The sequence below is a fragment of the Pseudomonas sp. AC083 genome (genome assembly GCF_979253165.1).
In genome coordinates this window covers 89,501-103,356 of record NZ_CEEDDH010000014.1, presented here as the reverse complement: position 1 = coordinate 103,356, position 13,856 = coordinate 89,501, and the positions used below count along the sequence as shown (strand labels likewise).

General features: G+C 61.4%; 11 protein-coding genes. 6 read left to right on the top strand and 5 right to left on the bottom strand.

Translation table 11 applies throughout. The features are described from left to right. Positions 1-56: 56 nt before the first annotated feature. The 6 genes from AC0IXA_RS19730 to AC0IXA_RS19705 all read left to right on the top strand — a co-directional run bounded on the left by AC0IXA_RS19730 (position 57) and on the right by AC0IXA_RS19705 (position 4,406). Entirely contained in the window at positions 57-518 is a 462-nt protein-coding gene (locus tag AC0IXA_RS19730; protein WP_016773002.1) for a GNAT family N-acetyltransferase, read from the top strand. A 228-nt stretch (positions 519-746) separates the two neighbouring features. Beyond that, entirely contained in the window at positions 747-1,397 is a 651-nt protein-coding gene (locus AC0IXA_RS19725) for a DedA family protein (RefSeq protein WP_016773001.1), read from the top strand. Between the two features lie 4 nt (positions 1,398-1,401). Further along, entirely contained in the window at positions 1,402-2,214 is an 813-nt protein-coding gene (locus tag AC0IXA_RS19720) for a M90 family metallopeptidase (protein ID WP_471814362.1), read from the top strand. 112 nt (positions 2,215-2,326) lie between these two features. Then, complete coding sequence (ppa, locus tag AC0IXA_RS19715; RefSeq protein WP_003205933.1) at positions 2,327-2,854, top strand: inorganic diphosphatase; 528 nt, start codon at positions 2,327-2,329, stop codon at positions 2,852-2,854. A gap of 217 nt (positions 2,855-3,071) precedes the next feature. Beyond that, on the top strand, positions 3,072-3,818 hold the full coding sequence (locus tag AC0IXA_RS19710) for a S24 family peptidase (protein ID WP_073475694.1): 747 nt from the start codon (positions 3,072-3,074) through the stop codon (positions 3,816-3,818). Positions 3,819-4,235: 417 nt separating this feature from the next. Then, positions 4,236-4,406: a hypothetical protein gene (locus AC0IXA_RS19705; protein ID WP_212617228.1), complete on the top strand. Its 171-nt coding sequence runs from the start codon at positions 4,236-4,238 to the stop codon at positions 4,404-4,406. Between the two features lie 62 nt (positions 4,407-4,468). Here AC0IXA_RS19705 and AC0IXA_RS19700 read toward each other — a convergent pair whose 3' ends face one another. Genes AC0IXA_RS19700 through AC0IXA_RS19680 form a run of 5 tightly spaced genes read right to left on the bottom strand, consistent with a single transcriptional unit; the run spans position 4,469 to position 13,824 of the window. Continuing rightward, positions 4,469-5,281, bottom strand: a complete 813-nt coding sequence (locus AC0IXA_RS19700; protein ID WP_471814361.1) for a YfaP family protein — start codon at positions 5,279-5,281, stop codon at positions 4,469-4,471. A gap of 3 nt (positions 5,282-5,284) precedes the next feature. Then, on the bottom strand, positions 5,285-6,904 hold the full coding sequence (locus AC0IXA_RS19695; RefSeq protein ID WP_471814360.1) for a DUF2300 domain-containing protein: 1,620 nt from the start codon (positions 6,902-6,904) through the stop codon (positions 5,285-5,287). A 1-nt stretch (position 6,905) separates the two neighbouring features. Continuing rightward, positions 6,906-11,480: an alpha-2-macroglobulin family protein gene (locus AC0IXA_RS19690; RefSeq protein WP_471814359.1), complete on the bottom strand. Its 4,575-nt coding sequence runs from the start codon at positions 11,478-11,480 to the stop codon at positions 6,906-6,908. Further along, positions 11,477-12,127 (bottom strand): DUF1175 domain-containing protein, encoded by a 651-nt coding sequence (locus AC0IXA_RS19685; protein WP_038860946.1) that lies wholly within the window; start codon positions 12,125-12,127, stop codon positions 11,477-11,479. Before AC0IXA_RS19685 ends, AC0IXA_RS19690 begins: the two co-directional genes overlap by 4 nt. Continuing rightward, the gene (locus tag AC0IXA_RS19680; RefSeq protein ID WP_471814358.1) at positions 12,112-13,824 is read right to left on the bottom strand and encodes a DUF2138 domain-containing protein; all 1,713 of its coding nucleotides are present in this window, start codon (positions 13,822-13,824) and stop codon (positions 12,112-12,114) included. Before AC0IXA_RS19680 ends, AC0IXA_RS19685 begins: the two co-directional genes overlap by 16 nt. Between the last annotated feature and the right edge of the window lie 32 nt (positions 13,825-13,856).

The following is a 13,856-nucleotide window of genomic DNA, read 5'->3' as shown; positions in this document are numbered from 1 at the left end:
GGTTTCCCATCGCCGTCAGAGCAGTTGAAGACAGCCACTTGAAGACGAGACCTATCATGCGGATTATTCAAGCGACCCTCGAACATCTGGATTTGCTGACTCCTTTGTTCGTCAAATATCGCGAGTTCTACGGCTCCCTGCCTTACCCGGATTCCTCCCGCGCGTTCCTCGAAAAACGCCTGCGCCGCAAAGAGTCGGTGATCTATCTGGCCCTGGCCGACGATGACGACAAGAAACTCATGGGCTTCTGCCAGCTCTATCCGAGCTTTTCGTCGCTGTCGCTCAAACGCGTGTGGATTCTCAACGATATCTACGTTGCCGAAGATGCGCGCCGGCAACTGGTCGCCGACAACCTGATCCGCACTGCGAAGAAAATGGCCAAGGAAACCCAGGCCGTGCGCATGCGCGTATCGACCAGCGCAAACAACGAAGTGGCGCAGAAAACCTACGAATCAATCGGCTTCAAGGAAGACACCGAGTTCAAGAACTACGTACTGCCAATCAGCGACGAGCTCTGACTCCAGCGGCTTCGGTGATGAGGGAGTTCGCTCCCTCGCCACGGCCGCCCCTTCCCTGACAATTGCTCACTTCGCGACACTCCCCGCTACAAAACCGACGCGCTTTTCAGCGGTCAGACCGTATAATCCCGATCTTTCCGGCTTGTAAGAAAAACTACACCCCGCTGTAGGCTTACACGAAGTCATCCGCACAGGCCTGCCGAGTCGGGCCGTCATACAGGTGCCCCCATGGATTTCAACCCGCTCGACCTTATCCTGCATCTCGATGTGTATCTCGATTTGCTGGTGAACAACTATGGGCCATGGATCTACGCCATCCTGTTTCTGGTGATCTTCTGTGAAACCGGGCTGGTGGTGATGCCGTTCCTGCCGGGTGACTCGCTGCTGTTCATCGCTGGCGCAGTGGCGGCCGGCGGCGGCATGGATCCGGTGCTGCTCGGAGGCCTGCTGATGCTGGCGGCGATCATGGGCGACAGTACCAACTACGTGATCGGACGCACGGCCGGGGAGAAGCTGTTCAGCAACCCGAACTCGAAAATCTTCCGTCGCGACTACCTGCAGAAAACCCACGACTTCTACGACAAGCACGGCGGCAAGACCGTGACCATGGCGCGTTTCCTGCCGATCATCCGCACCTTCGCGCCGTTCGTCGCGGGCGTGGCGCGGATGCCGTACCCGCGTTTCTTCGGCTTCAGCGTGCTCGGCACCATCCTCTGGGTCGGCGGTCTGGTCACTCTGGGTTACTTCTTCGGCAACGTGCCGTTCATCAAGAAAAACCTCTCGCTGCTGGTGGTGGCAATCATCCTGCTGTCGCTGGTGCCGATGATCATCGGCGTGGTGCGCAGCCGGTTCGGCGGCACCAAAGTGCAATCCCACTGATCCGATGTGGTCACTGAGCGCCTGGCGACGCCGGCGCCTCCTGGCCAGGCACCCGATTGCCGACGACCTGTGGCAACGGGTGCGCCATCAACTCTCCTTCCTCGATGGCATCAGCGCGACTGAAGACCAGTGGCTGCGCGAAGCCTGCGTGCTGTTTCTCGACGACAAACACCTGACCGCCCTGCCCGGCGTCGAACTGCATCAGGAACAGCGCTTGCTGCTCGCCGCCCAAGCGCAGTTGCCGTTGCTGCATCTCGGTGATCTGAATTGGTACCAGGGTTTCCACGAGATCGTGCTGTACCCGGATGACTTCCTCAGCCCGCAACGTCATCGCGATGCCAGCGGCGTCGAGCATGAGTGGGACGGCGAACACAGCGGTGAAGCCTGGCAGCAGGGGCCGGTGATTCTCGCCTGGCCCGGCGTACAGGCCAGCGGTGGCTGGGAAGGCTACAACCTGGTGATCCACGAACTGGCGCACAAGCTGGATATGCTCAACGGCGACGCCAACGGCCTGCCGCCACTGCACGCCGACATGCGCGTCAGCGACTGGGCCGAAGTGATGCAGGCCGCCTACGACGACCTCAACCGCCAGCTCGACCACGATCCCGACGCCGAAACCGCCATTGATCCCTACGCCGCCGAGAACCCGGCGGAGTTCTTCGCCGTCACCAGCGAATACTTCTTCAGCGCCCCGGATCTGCTCCACGAGGCTTATCCACAGGTCTACTTGCAACTGCAGCTTTTCTACCGGCAGGATCCGTTGGGCAGACTGCGGCAACTTCAGGCCACAGACCCGGTCTATCAGGCGCACGACTAAGCTCTGCACGACTTCTGGTACGTGGCGTCGGCGTAGGAATGTGCCTATAATCGCCGCCACTTTTTGGTCAATCCGGCCAAGTGTTTTTGGTCAACTACGGGGGCAACGCCCAATGAGCTACAGCAAGATTCCGGCTGGCAAAGACCTGCCGAACGACATCTACGTCGCGATCGAGATCCCGGCCAACCACGCGCCGATCAAATACGAAATCGACAAAGACAGTGATTGCCTGTTCGTTGACCGTTTCATGGCCACCCCAATGTTCTACCCGGCCAACTACGGTTACATCCCGAACACCCTGGCTGACGACGGTGATCCCCTCGACGTGCTGGTCGTGACCCCTTACCCGGTAGCGCCAGGCTCGGTAATCCGCGCGCGTCCGGTCGGCATCCTGAACATGACCGACGACGGCGGCGGCGATGCCAAAGTCATCGCCGTGCCACACGACAAGCTGTCGCAGCTGTACGTCGACGTGAAGGAATACACCGATCTGCCACCCCTGCTGATCCAGCAGATCGAGCACTTCTTCGCGAACTACAAGGATCTCGAGAAGGGCAAGTGGGTCAAGATCGAAGGCTGGGCCGGCGCAGACGCCGCCCGCGAAGCGATCACCAAGTCGGTTGCCGCCTACAAGGGCTAAGCCATTGCGCTTTGCGTGACGCTTGAAAAAAACCCCGGACATCCGGGGTTTTTTGTGTCTGCACGCTTCAGCTAAACAGCGCGTTTAAATTCCTACATGCAGTTTTAATCTGTTTAATTTCCCACAAGTACGCCTTACATCCCGTCGCAAAATACAGGCTTTTTTTGAACGCCCGGTTTATTCAAACCGCTCTAGTCCGGCCGTAGACTCCGTGTTTATGAGAAAGAACACTAGCGGTCCACGATTCAAGGCACTCCTGGAAGCAGCGAACATCAGCACCACGGATTTCGCAAGGTTCTGGGGCACGGAAGCCCAAAACGTTCATAACTGGTACACCCGGGGCGTCCCGGCGTATCGCATGGAAGAAGTCTCACGCCTGTTGTCGGTCAATAGTGAATGGCTGAAAACCGGGGAAGGCGTCAAGGAGGTCGCGCGCCTGCACCCACCCGCCAGCAACGGCGACACGTTCGATGCCCAGTCCATCTGCGGCGTCTACACCGTCATCAATCCCAGCGACATTGACCTGGCATTTTTCAAGGAAACCCCGATCGCCAACGGCGACGGTAAAACCCACGTCATCCTCGACCCCGACCAATCCCTGCGCCTGCCCCGCGCCCACCTCGATCAACTCGACATCCAGCACGCCAACGCCATCTGCGCGCACATGATCGGCAACAGCATGGCCGATCGCATCGAAGACGGTTCCATCGTCGCCATCGACCGCGGCCTGACCCAGGTCGTCGACGGCGAAATCTACGCCGTAGAGCACGACGGCATGCTGCGCATCAAATACCTGCACCGCATGCCCGGCAACGGCTTGCGCATGCGCAGCCACAACAGCGCCGAATACCCCGACGAGGTTTTCCGGCCGGCGCAGATCGAAGAGCAGCGGATTCACATTCTTGGCTGGGTATTCTGGTGGTCGACACTGGGCAAGCGCCGGCCGGTGGTGCCGTTTCTATGACATTTCACTCGAATCTGTGGGAGCGAGCTTGCCCGCGAAGAGGCCCTGATAACCGGTACAAATCCAGGATTTGTACTGCTTCAGTCGCTCTAAACCGCACTTGAGGCTGGGAATCCAAAGCAAAACTCAGTATCCTGCGCCCCACATTCGCGCATCGACCCGCCCTGCGGCTCGGATGACGCCCGACGAGGCAGACCAACGTCTGACCAAGTCCCACAGCCGGACGCAGATCCGGATGTACGTTTTGAAGGCTGGCGCGGTTTACCAAAAATAAACCAAGCCAGTCCCCGAGAAGCCGGCCACAAGCCGGCTTTTTAATGCCTGCAACAAACCATATCCATTGCTGAAACCGCATTTCCCGCTTGTATAGCGCCCAATGCACTGGTTACCGTCCCGCCAAATATCGCAGGGAACATAATGCCCAGAATCTCATGCCCCATTGAGGAAGCGCTGGAGCGCGCCGCCGAACGAGGCGAGCCGCCTGCCGAAGATAAGTTGGCCAGTGAAGAAGATGACGAACTTGCCGCCATCGTTCACGAGCGCCTCGCCGCTCCTCAGCGAATGCAGGTCAGTCTGGCTGATCTGTAGGCTGTTCGAGCGCCCAGCTACAGTTGCTGAATTTGTCCAACAACCTGTTGGACAAATGCCCCTCACGGATAACTGAACGACTTCACCAACGTTAACTCCCCCGCCGTCCGCATCGGCACTACAAACGTCTCCATCTTCTCGCTCGGCGTGCCTTCTTCTGTGATGACCGTCACCTGCGCCGTGGTCAGCGCCTGCACCGCTTCATCCCCACCTTCGTCATCTCCGCGATATCCGCCGCCGTAATAATTCACATAGACCAGATACTGCCCTTTGATCGGCGCGGGCATGGCGGCGATTTCCGGGCCGTAGCCAGTGGTGACGTCGACGTCGAGGGCGGCGCCGTTGGGTGCGACGCGGTTGCCGTACCAGATGTGGGCGCCGTCGGGGGTGACGAGGTGCAGGTCGAGGTCGGTGCCGTCACTGTCCCAGGCCAGCAGGACGCGCAGTTTGGCCGGGGTGGCGCCGCCGCGGGCGTTGAGGAATTGCGTGCGGTGGCGTCGCTGGCCGTCGGCGCTGCGCACTTCGACGCTGTTGCTGCCGTTGGGGAAGGAGAACGGGCGATCGAAGCCGCCGGCGGGGTCGATTTTCAGCGGCATGCTGACGCCGTTGACGATCAGGCGGCCGGGTTCGTTGTTCTTCGGCACGGCTTTGATCTGGCCGCTGATTCTGGCGGTATTGGCCTGGCCAAGCGGTGTGTTGACCGACGAGGCCGGGTAGTTGACGGTCTGGCGAAAGCTCTCGCCCTCGCCTTGCGGTGCGCCGCTGCGCCAGCCGCCGACCGGGGTGTCGAGTTTGACGCCATCGGCAGCGAACGCTTGCGGCAGTACGTTGAGGGCACAGAGCAGCAGCAAGACCTGTGGATAACGGAGTGTCATGGTCTATTCCAGCAAAAGGTGACGGGCGAGCCCTTCGATGTAGGTTTCATCCTGGCCGTTGGGGTGTGCTTCGAAGGCCAGGTGCAGATATTCGTGGGTCAGATCGAGGCGATCCTGCAGGGTCAGCACGCCGCGCACATAAATGCGCTGACGCTCACGGTCGACGAAGGGCCGGCCGAAGGCGAGTTTGCATACGGCGAAAGTGCTGACTTCGTTGTAGCCGGTTTCGCTTTCAAGCCTCGGACGCCAGCCGCGCCGCTGCTTCTGCAGCCAGTCTTGCGCGGCGGGCAATGCTTCGCAGGAGGCGACCGGGTTGTCCCAGCGGCTGAGGCTGGCGCGTGGATAGGCGTGCAGCAGAATCGCGTCGTAGCGCTGGCCGGCGTTCGCTTGCTCGACGGCTTGCTGCCAGGCGAGTTTGTCCGGGCCGGGCTGGTCGGAGTGATAGGTGACGGTGCTGCCAGCCATTACCAGGTCCGCCGTCCACGCCGCGATGTTGCGTGACTCGGCCGAGGCTGGACGCGGGGCGACGCGCTGGCGATTGCTGCTGTCGTCGATGCTCAGGCAATCGCCGTTGCGCGTGGCGTTTTGCAGCAGATAAGTGCGGATCGCTACGGCCAGCGCCTTGGCGGCTTCGGCGGGTTGCGGTTTGGCTTCGCGTTCGAGAACGCGAGCGACATATTCTTCGCGATCAAGTCTTGCGACGAGTTTGTCGTTGAGCAGAAAAAGCTCGCCATCGCTGTGGATGTCCAGCGCGTTGCCGTTGGCGAATTCGACGCGGTAGTCGCCGCGCAATGGCCCGGACTTGGCAACACGATCCCCGCCCAGAACTTTCGAAACCGGGTATTTCGAGAACAGTCCGACTTCCACACAACGCCCCGCGTCCGCTGGCCACGTCGTCGGCAACACGCTGGCCAGCGCTTGGCCGTAATGACGCAGGACCATCTGACTGGTGCCGCGCCCGCCCGCCCAGATCGGCGCGCCATCGGTGGTCCAGCCAGCGAATCCGCCTTGTCGCGATTGCGCATCCTGGTCGCCGAGCCAGCTCCAGGTTTTCACCCGCAAACGCCCGCCCAACTCGCCGACGACATTGCCGTCCGCCGCGTTCAGCACGACATCGAGCAACACGCGACGCATCTGATCCTGCGCTGGCAGCAACGCCAGAACGCTCAATAACTCGGCAACCGAAACCCTTGTTGCCGGTTGCACGGCTGGCAAATCCAGCAACCACGACGGCGCCTGCCGCGCCTGCCAATATGCTCGCCAATCCGTCGCTGCAATGCCCAACCGCGCCGGTTCGAAATACAGACCGCAAGACTTCACCAGTGCCTGATCCCGCTCGATCCTGCCGCCCGCCGAGCAGCAATAAACTTCTTCTTTGGACTGCCCGCGACATTCATACGCCGGTTCCCGTGCACCGGTATCCACCAGCCACGCGTAGACGAACAACTTCCACAGACTGCCCAGCGGCGCATCCAGCGACGCTGGCAACGGTTCGCGCTTGATCAGTTGCGTCTGACTCAACGACAACAACTCGCCCTTATAGGCCACGCGCAACGGTTCGTCCTGCGCTGTCGCCAGCGCAGGCATGACACACATCAGCAGCCACAACAGCGGCCGGGGCATGTCAGTTGACCGTGACCTGACCGAGGGCGGCTTTCGCCTCCTGGGCCTGATGCTGCGACGCATACACCTGCTTGAAGCGTACCGGTGGCAGGTTGAACTGGCCCTTCTGCGAGAAGCGCACCAGATGACGCAGGCGCAACTCACCGCTCAATGCATCGACCGGCACCGCGTAAGCCAACTGACCCGGTTCGAAACGCGCCTTCTCCAGCGCGGTCGGTTCGGTGCCGTCCTTGCCCTGCAACCTGATGCCCCACGTCGTGCGCTCGACATCCGCACCCGGTGGCAGCGGCACTTCAAGCATGCCGTAGCGCAGCGGTTTCGGCGCTTTGCTGGTGAGGATCACCTCGTCCAGGTACAGGCTGTCGCTGGACAACGGTTTTGTACCGACCGGCTCGAGTTTGAAGGTAAACGCTTCGTCGCCCGGCACCAGCCGCGACAGACGCCGAGTGACGCTCACGGCGATCGGATCGACCTGCGGCTGTTGCGTCTGGAAGCTCAGCGCTGCACGCAGCGGCCGCTCTTGCGTGCCGGACACGCTCAGCACATTCGGCAGCGGCGTCGCACCTTGCCATGTCCAGTACATTTCGCCGCTGGCGCCGTAGTTTTTCTTCCAGCCTTCACCCGGCATCAGCGCGATGGTCGGCGAAGCCTGAGCGATGCTGCGTTGCAGCCAGGTCAGCGCCAGTGCACGTTCCAGTGTCGATTGCTGCGGCAACAGACGTTGCAGCAGCGCTGTCGCACGAGCCTGATCAAACGGTTGCAGCGACAGGTTCAGTGCTTCAACGAAGGGCTGCGAGCTGACCGCCAGACGTTGTTGCGCTGCGCCCAGTTGCCGATTGAACGCCTCCGGCAAAGCAACTTTCGCCTGCGAGGCCAACGATGCAGTGAGTACCCGCGCCGCCGCCAGACCGAGCGCCGAATCCGGGTCGTTCATCACCAGACTGTCCTGGCCGTCGTCGAGCAAGGTTTCGGCAGCGCCTTCACCGGCCTTGGCCAGATCGTCTATCAAACCGCTGAGCAGCGTGTTCACTGGCAGCTGCATCTGTTTGGCGAACGACAGAATCAGCGCCCGTTGCAGCAATGGCGTATTCGGCGCTTGCTTGGCGTACACCTCGAGTACGCGCTGCCAGTGCTCCGGCGGCAGGGTCAGGTCGAGTACGCGGCTGGCGTTCCAGTCGGCGTAGTAGGCATAGGCGGTGAGAAATGCATCCGGCTCGCCGTCGTAGCCCCACCAGGTGAAGCTCGCCGACGGCCCGGCCATTTGCACCAGGCGCAGACGACTGTTCTGCATGATCAGGCGCAAGCGATCGCGAATCTGCGGGTTCGACGCCAGCGATGGATAGGCGATGCTCAACGGCAGCAAGCGACTGGCGGTCTGCTCGACGCCGCCGTACGGGTAGCTCAGCAGATCATCGAGAGCGGAACGGAACAGCGCTTGCGGACTGTCATCCAAACGCAGGCGGATATCCGTGGCATCCGCCGGCAAACTCAAGGGTGTATCGCCGCTGACCACTTCGAGGCTTTGTGTCTGGGTGACCTGCCAGCCTTCACCGGTGGCACTCAAGCGCACAGCCAGGGCATCGGCGACTTTGCCATCCTGCACCAGCTCCGCCGTCCACTCGCCAGAGGCCAAAGCGAACGCCGGCAGTGCCAGGTAATTGATGCCGCTGTTCAAAGTCACCGGCAGACGTTGTTCGGTACCGGCATAGTGAGTCACCAGTTCAGCCTTGACCGGTTTCTCTGCCTGACTGAAAGCGAACACGCCCAGTTGCGGCTGATCGCCCTTGCGGAATCTGCTCGGCCCGCTCCACTTCAGGTACAGCGGTTTTTCCGAACGGACAAACTGCTTCTTCTGCCCGACCTGACCGTCATCGGCAATCGCCCGCGCGGTGATGCGCCAGCGGGTCAGCGAGTCCGGCATCTTGAAGGTGAAGCGGGTTTTGCCGTCGGCGCCGGTCAACAACTCCGGCTGCCATGCAGCGGTGTCGACGTCTTCACGGCGCGGACGCTCAAGCACTTTCACGCCGCGTTCGCTGCGATTGGCCTTGCCGGGAGCGCCGGGGCTACCCGGCAATGCCACGTCATAGCTGATGAACGACAGGCTGGCACTGGTGCGTACGTTGTTGCGCCGTGGGTGGTAGAAGAACTGGTCGATGGTCGGCGCGACTTCCGGCTGCAGCGCGTAGACCATTTCGTCGACCACGCTGACCGTCAGATGCGCCGGAACCGCTTTGCCGGCGAACTGCGTGGTCAGGTCGACCGTGACCGTATCGCCCGGCAGATACACCGCTTTGTCGGTGCTGATCGCCACGTCGATTTGCGGCGCGACCACTTTGATCCCGGCGTTCTGGAAACTGTACTGACCGCCCTTGGTGTAGAGCACGGAGAAGGTCAGGTTCGGCGCGAAGTTGTCCTTCACCGCAATGCGCGCGCGGTATTGGGTGTCGCTGAGTTTTTCCAGCTTCAACCAGTCAGCGCCCTTGGCCAGCAGCGCAGTGGCCTCGACCTTGTCGCGCTCCAGCGACAGCAATGCATCGCTGACCGGCTCAGGGAAGGTGATCAGCGCCAGCGCTTCTTCGCCCGCCTTGTACTCGGGTTTGTCGAGGACGATTTCCACTGTGCCCGGCACCGCTTTCACACCGTCGCCGGTGACCGAATGGCCGGTGGCGCCGAGGACGCGACCGTGTTGATCCTTCAGCGTCAGGTTGTAGGTGCCCGGACGTTCGAAGGCGAGGCTGAAGCCTTTATTCGTTGTGGCGAGTTTGCCTTCGCCGGTGCTCTGATCTTCCAGGCGCACCCAAGCGTAGCTGCTCGGCGTTACGGCTTTGCTTTGTTCGGTGCCGCCCTCGTTGGCGTAGCTGAACGCAACCTTGTCACCGACTGCACTGAAGCGTTGCGGCGCGCTCAGGCGGAAGCTCGCCGCGCCACGGTCGATGAGGATTTCCTTGGTGGTCTTGACCCGATAAGCCGCGCCGTCGCTGGCAAACACGGTGAGCATGTAGCGGCTTGGCTTGTCGGCGGCTGGTAGGTCGAGGGTCGCGTTGCCCTTGCTGTCGGTGGTCAGTTCGGTGCTGGTCAGCTCTACCGGGAATTGCCCGAGGTATTGCAGCTCGTTGTCGACCATCGACAGTTGCTGGGCGCGCAGGCTCAGGCTCAATTTGGCATTGGCCACCGGTTTGCCGTCCGGGTAGAGCAGCACCAGACTGCCTTTCACCGGCTCACCGGTACGGTAATCCTGCTTGGCCAGATTGAGCGAGATTTCGAAGTGCGGCTTGATGTATTCAGCCACACGGAAAGCACTGCTGTAAGCCTGCTCCTTGTAGTTGAAACGGATCTCGTAACCACCGGCCACGGCGTTATCCGGCAACTGGAAACGGCCCTGGGTACCTGCTTTCGAATCAAGCTTCAGATCGAGGGTCTGCAGTTCGGTCCCCGTGGCATCAAGCACGCTGACACTGACATCCGCCGCGCCCGGCAGAACCGAATCCCGGGCATTCTTGAACTCGCGACCGACGATTTTCAACGACACCCAATCGCCCGGGCGATACAGCGGCCGATCGGTGAAGGCATACAGTTTGGTGTCGTAGATTTCGCTGTCGTAGTAGAAGTTTTCCGAGACGAACACGCCGCCCTCTTCGTCCTCGCCGATGACGAACGAGCGCTCCGGGCTGACGTGTTTCAGGCGCAGCAGACCGTCGGCATCGGTAGCACCGCTGCTCATCACGCCGAGGCCATCGGTCCACAGCACGTTGACCTTTGGCACCGAACTGCCTTCGTGCTTGCGCGCGGCCCAGACCAGCAGTTCATCACCGGCAATCTTGGTCACCGCGACGGTGTTGGAGACGAACACCATGGTGGTCGCGCGGTACTTGCCGATCAGCGCTTCGACCAGATACAGCCCCGGTTTCAGGTTACCCAACGGGATGTAAACGTTGCCCGGCGCGACGCTGACGAAGTCACTGGACGAGCCGGCCAGATTGACCCCGGCCGGCGGTTGGATAGGCTTGGCCTGCCACAGCGGATAACGGAACTGGCTGACCACCGGCAGACCCGGGATCAGCGCGAATTGCGGCTGCGCGTCGTACGGCGTCGGCGCGGCCATGGCCTCGCCCATTTTCAGCTCCGGCACTTCTTCGGTGACCTGCTTGCGCGACTCGTAGGAGAACGCACGCTGCATCACCCGGCGGGATTTGCGATACCAGTTGTCCCACAGATACGCGAGGGTGTTGGACAGACCTTCGCCCTTGAACTGGCCGTCGCTGACGACGCGATGCAGGTTCTTCTGGCGCTTGAGGAAATCCAGCGGCTTGTCGATGCGGTATACGCGAATGTCGGCGCCGCCGTACGGCTCCATGCGAAAGCGCCGGTAGTCACGACCCGGGGCTTCGAGGCGGACCATCGCCGGCTCGTCGCTGGCAAAACTGCTGTCGGCGAGCAGGAAGAAACTCTCCCCGGCCACCGGCGTGTAATTGCTCGGCTCCACCGAGTCTTCGGCATTGACGCAGGAAAACGGCAGCAGCAACGCCAACAGCAAGGAAATTCGCGAACAGATACGCAACATGCGGGCACCGGTCATTGGGAAAGAAAGTTCAGTCGATAGACGCCGATGAAGTTGGGGTTGGCTGCGTCGGGTATCCATCGGGTGTCCTTCCATGTCATGAGTTGCTGCAGGCTTGCCGAACGCATGCCGTTGTCAGTGGGGGTGGTGGTGCCGGTGTGATAGGCGATGTAGCGGCCCATCCAGATCATCAGGTGCTGGTCGTCGCCCTGATCGAAAAACATCAGGTCACCGGGCCGCGCCTGCGACACATCGCGGCCGACCAGATGGCTGTTGAACTGAATCAGTTTGATCGCGTTGACGTACGGCCCGACCTTGCCGCCGCCCTGCTGCCACTGTTGCGCGAGCTTGCGTTGCTCGTCGCTCAGCGCCAGTTCCGGCGGCAGATAGCGATTGGACAGGCCATTGCTGCGCAGCCATTTGTCGTCGTGGACTTTCAGCGCTTCGTTGGCGGCAAAGCGCACCAGGCCGGCGCAGTCCTGCTGATACCAGCGCGGGCTCGGACCTTGGCTTAATTGCTCTTGAGCAATACGCACAAACCAGGCGCGAAACACTTGGGATTGCGCCGGGTCGAGCGCTGGCGCTTCAACCGCACGGGCGCCTGCGCTCAGCAGCAACGCAAGCAAGCCGAGGCTGCGGATCAGTGCGCTCACAGCGCTTTCCATTCCAGCGGCAGCCATTGCCAGTGGCCGTCAGGCTCGCTGCCTTCGGGCAGGGTCAGGGCATATTTGCCGTAACCGCCAAGGGTGCGCAGTTTCGGCATCAGGTAGGTTTGCGCAGCGTTATAAAACACCGGTTCCATGTCCTGCGGCAGGCTGTCGAGGGTTTCGCGCTGCATCAGTTGCGCCATCGCGTCCGGGCCGAAGTAGATCGGCATCAGTACGTCTTTTGGCAAAACGTCGGCCATCGGCGGGAAGCGCTTGTCGAGGGTGCCGAGGGCTTTGTCGACGAGTTTGTCGTCGAGGGAGAACAGCAGCGTCGAGCCGTGACGGGCGAGGCTGACTTTCATGAACGCCTTGCCGGAAATCGCCTCCGGGTTTTCAGCGGTCTTCGCCGCGTACGGACCGAAACTGGAACTGACCTGACGCTGCCAGACGTGGCTCTGGCCTTCCTGCTTGTCGATCACCGGGAATACGCTTTCGGCGACATTGGCTTCGAACGCGCCGACCATCGAGCCGAACAATTTGCCCAGATCACCGTCAAGCTTGCTGCTGTCTTCGTCTTTGAGGCTGGCGACCAGCAATGGCGTGTACAGCCGCGAATCGGCGTACCAGCACAGGCCAGCCGCGCCAGCGACGTGTTCGGTGAGGGTCTGCGCCACCGCTTCTTCAGCGCCGAGTTTGATCAGGATCGGTTTCTGCGGCTCGGCCGCCACCGGCAGGGTCACGCAAGCGCTCGCCCCCAACGGCATCGCCTGCCAGACCGGTTTGAAATCGAAGTCCGGCTGGTTTTCCAGTTCATCCATGGCCAGATAGCTGTGCCAGCCCTTGTCGTCCATGTCGAAACGCAGCCCGGCGAAATTCGGGATGAAGCGCTGATAGCCCATGGCGAGCACGCTGGAATTGACCGACAGGCGCTGCTTGGTTTCCGGACTTTTCGCTGGCAAGCCGAACGCTTCGGGGAAGAGTTTTTCACCGTTGAGCAACGCCGCCAGCGCTTGCGCGGAAACGCGGCCCGACTCTTCCGAGACGCCGCTCTCGGGGTCGTAGTACTTGGCTGGATTGGACAACACCACCAGTTTGTCGCCGCGCGACGCGAACAACAGTGATTTGCTGGCGTTGTAGCTGAGTTGATACAGCGGCACGTCATCGCCGTCGACTTTGAGAGTGCCGAAGATGCTGAGCTGGGTGTCGTCCAGCGCCACTTTCGCCAATGGCTCGAGCAGCTTGGCCAACCCGCCGCGATCCATCACCAGCAGGAAATCCTTCAAGCGGCCATCGGCGCCACGCCACAGCGCCACATCCGCCGGTTGATCGAAAAGCTGCTCGATCAGGCTGTCCTGCAACTTCAGGTCATGCTCGTAGATGATCCGCCGCAGGCTGCCAATCAGGCCGAGGCGGTCGGCGTGAGTTTCGTAATAGAAGACGAAATCCTCGGTGAGCGTGGCCTTGAGGAACGGCACCGTCAGCAGGTCCTTGGGCAACTGGCTCAGTGAACGGGTTTCGAGCAAGGCGTCCGGACGACCGAGGCCGAGCTTGTCACTGGCAAGTGTCGCCGGCGGCGCTTTGGGCTTGAGCAACAGCCAGCCGAAACCGCCCGCCACACCGGCCACCAGGCACAGGCCGAGCACGACCAGCGGCCAGCGCCGCGAAGGTTTGGCCGCCGGTGTCGCGGCAGCTGGAGTCACAGTGTTATCGCTCATGTTCACAACATCCGAGTTCATCCGTGGCGGGA

Coding starts and splice junctions, on each gene's coding strand:
- AC0IXA_RS19730 (WP_016773002.1), top strand. CDS start 57: ATGCGGATTATTCAAGCGACCCTCGAACATCTGGATTTGCTGACTCCT.
- AC0IXA_RS19725 (WP_016773001.1), top strand. CDS start 747: ATGGATTTCAACCCGCTCGACCTTATCCTGCATCTCGATGTGTATCTC.
- AC0IXA_RS19720 (WP_471814362.1), top strand. CDS start 1,402: ATGTGGTCACTGAGCGCCTGGCGACGCCGGCGCCTCCTGGCCAGGCAC.
- ppa (WP_003205933.1), top strand. CDS start 2,327: ATGAGCTACAGCAAGATTCCGGCTGGCAAAGACCTGCCGAACGACATC.
- AC0IXA_RS19710 (WP_073475694.1), top strand. CDS start 3,072: ATGAGAAAGAACACTAGCGGTCCACGATTCAAGGCACTCCTGGAAGCA.
- AC0IXA_RS19705 (WP_212617228.1), top strand. CDS start 4,236: ATGCCCAGAATCTCATGCCCCATTGAGGAAGCGCTGGAGCGCGCCGCC.
- AC0IXA_RS19700 (WP_471814361.1), bottom strand. CDS start 5,281: ATGACACTCCGTTATCCACAGGTCTTGCTGCTGCTCTGTGCCCTCAAC.
- AC0IXA_RS19695 (WP_471814360.1), bottom strand. CDS start 6,904: ATGCCCCGGCCGCTGTTGTGGCTGCTGATGTGTGTCATGCCTGCGCTG.
- AC0IXA_RS19690 (WP_471814359.1), bottom strand. CDS start 11,480: ATGACCGGTGCCCGCATGTTGCGTATCTGTTCGCGAATTTCCTTGCTG.
- AC0IXA_RS19685 (WP_038860946.1), bottom strand. CDS start 12,127: ATGGAAAGCGCTGTGAGCGCACTGATCCGCAGCCTCGGCTTGCTTGCG.
- AC0IXA_RS19680 (WP_471814358.1), bottom strand. CDS start 13,824: ATGAGCGATAACACTGTGACTCCAGCTGCCGCGACACCGGCGGCCAAA.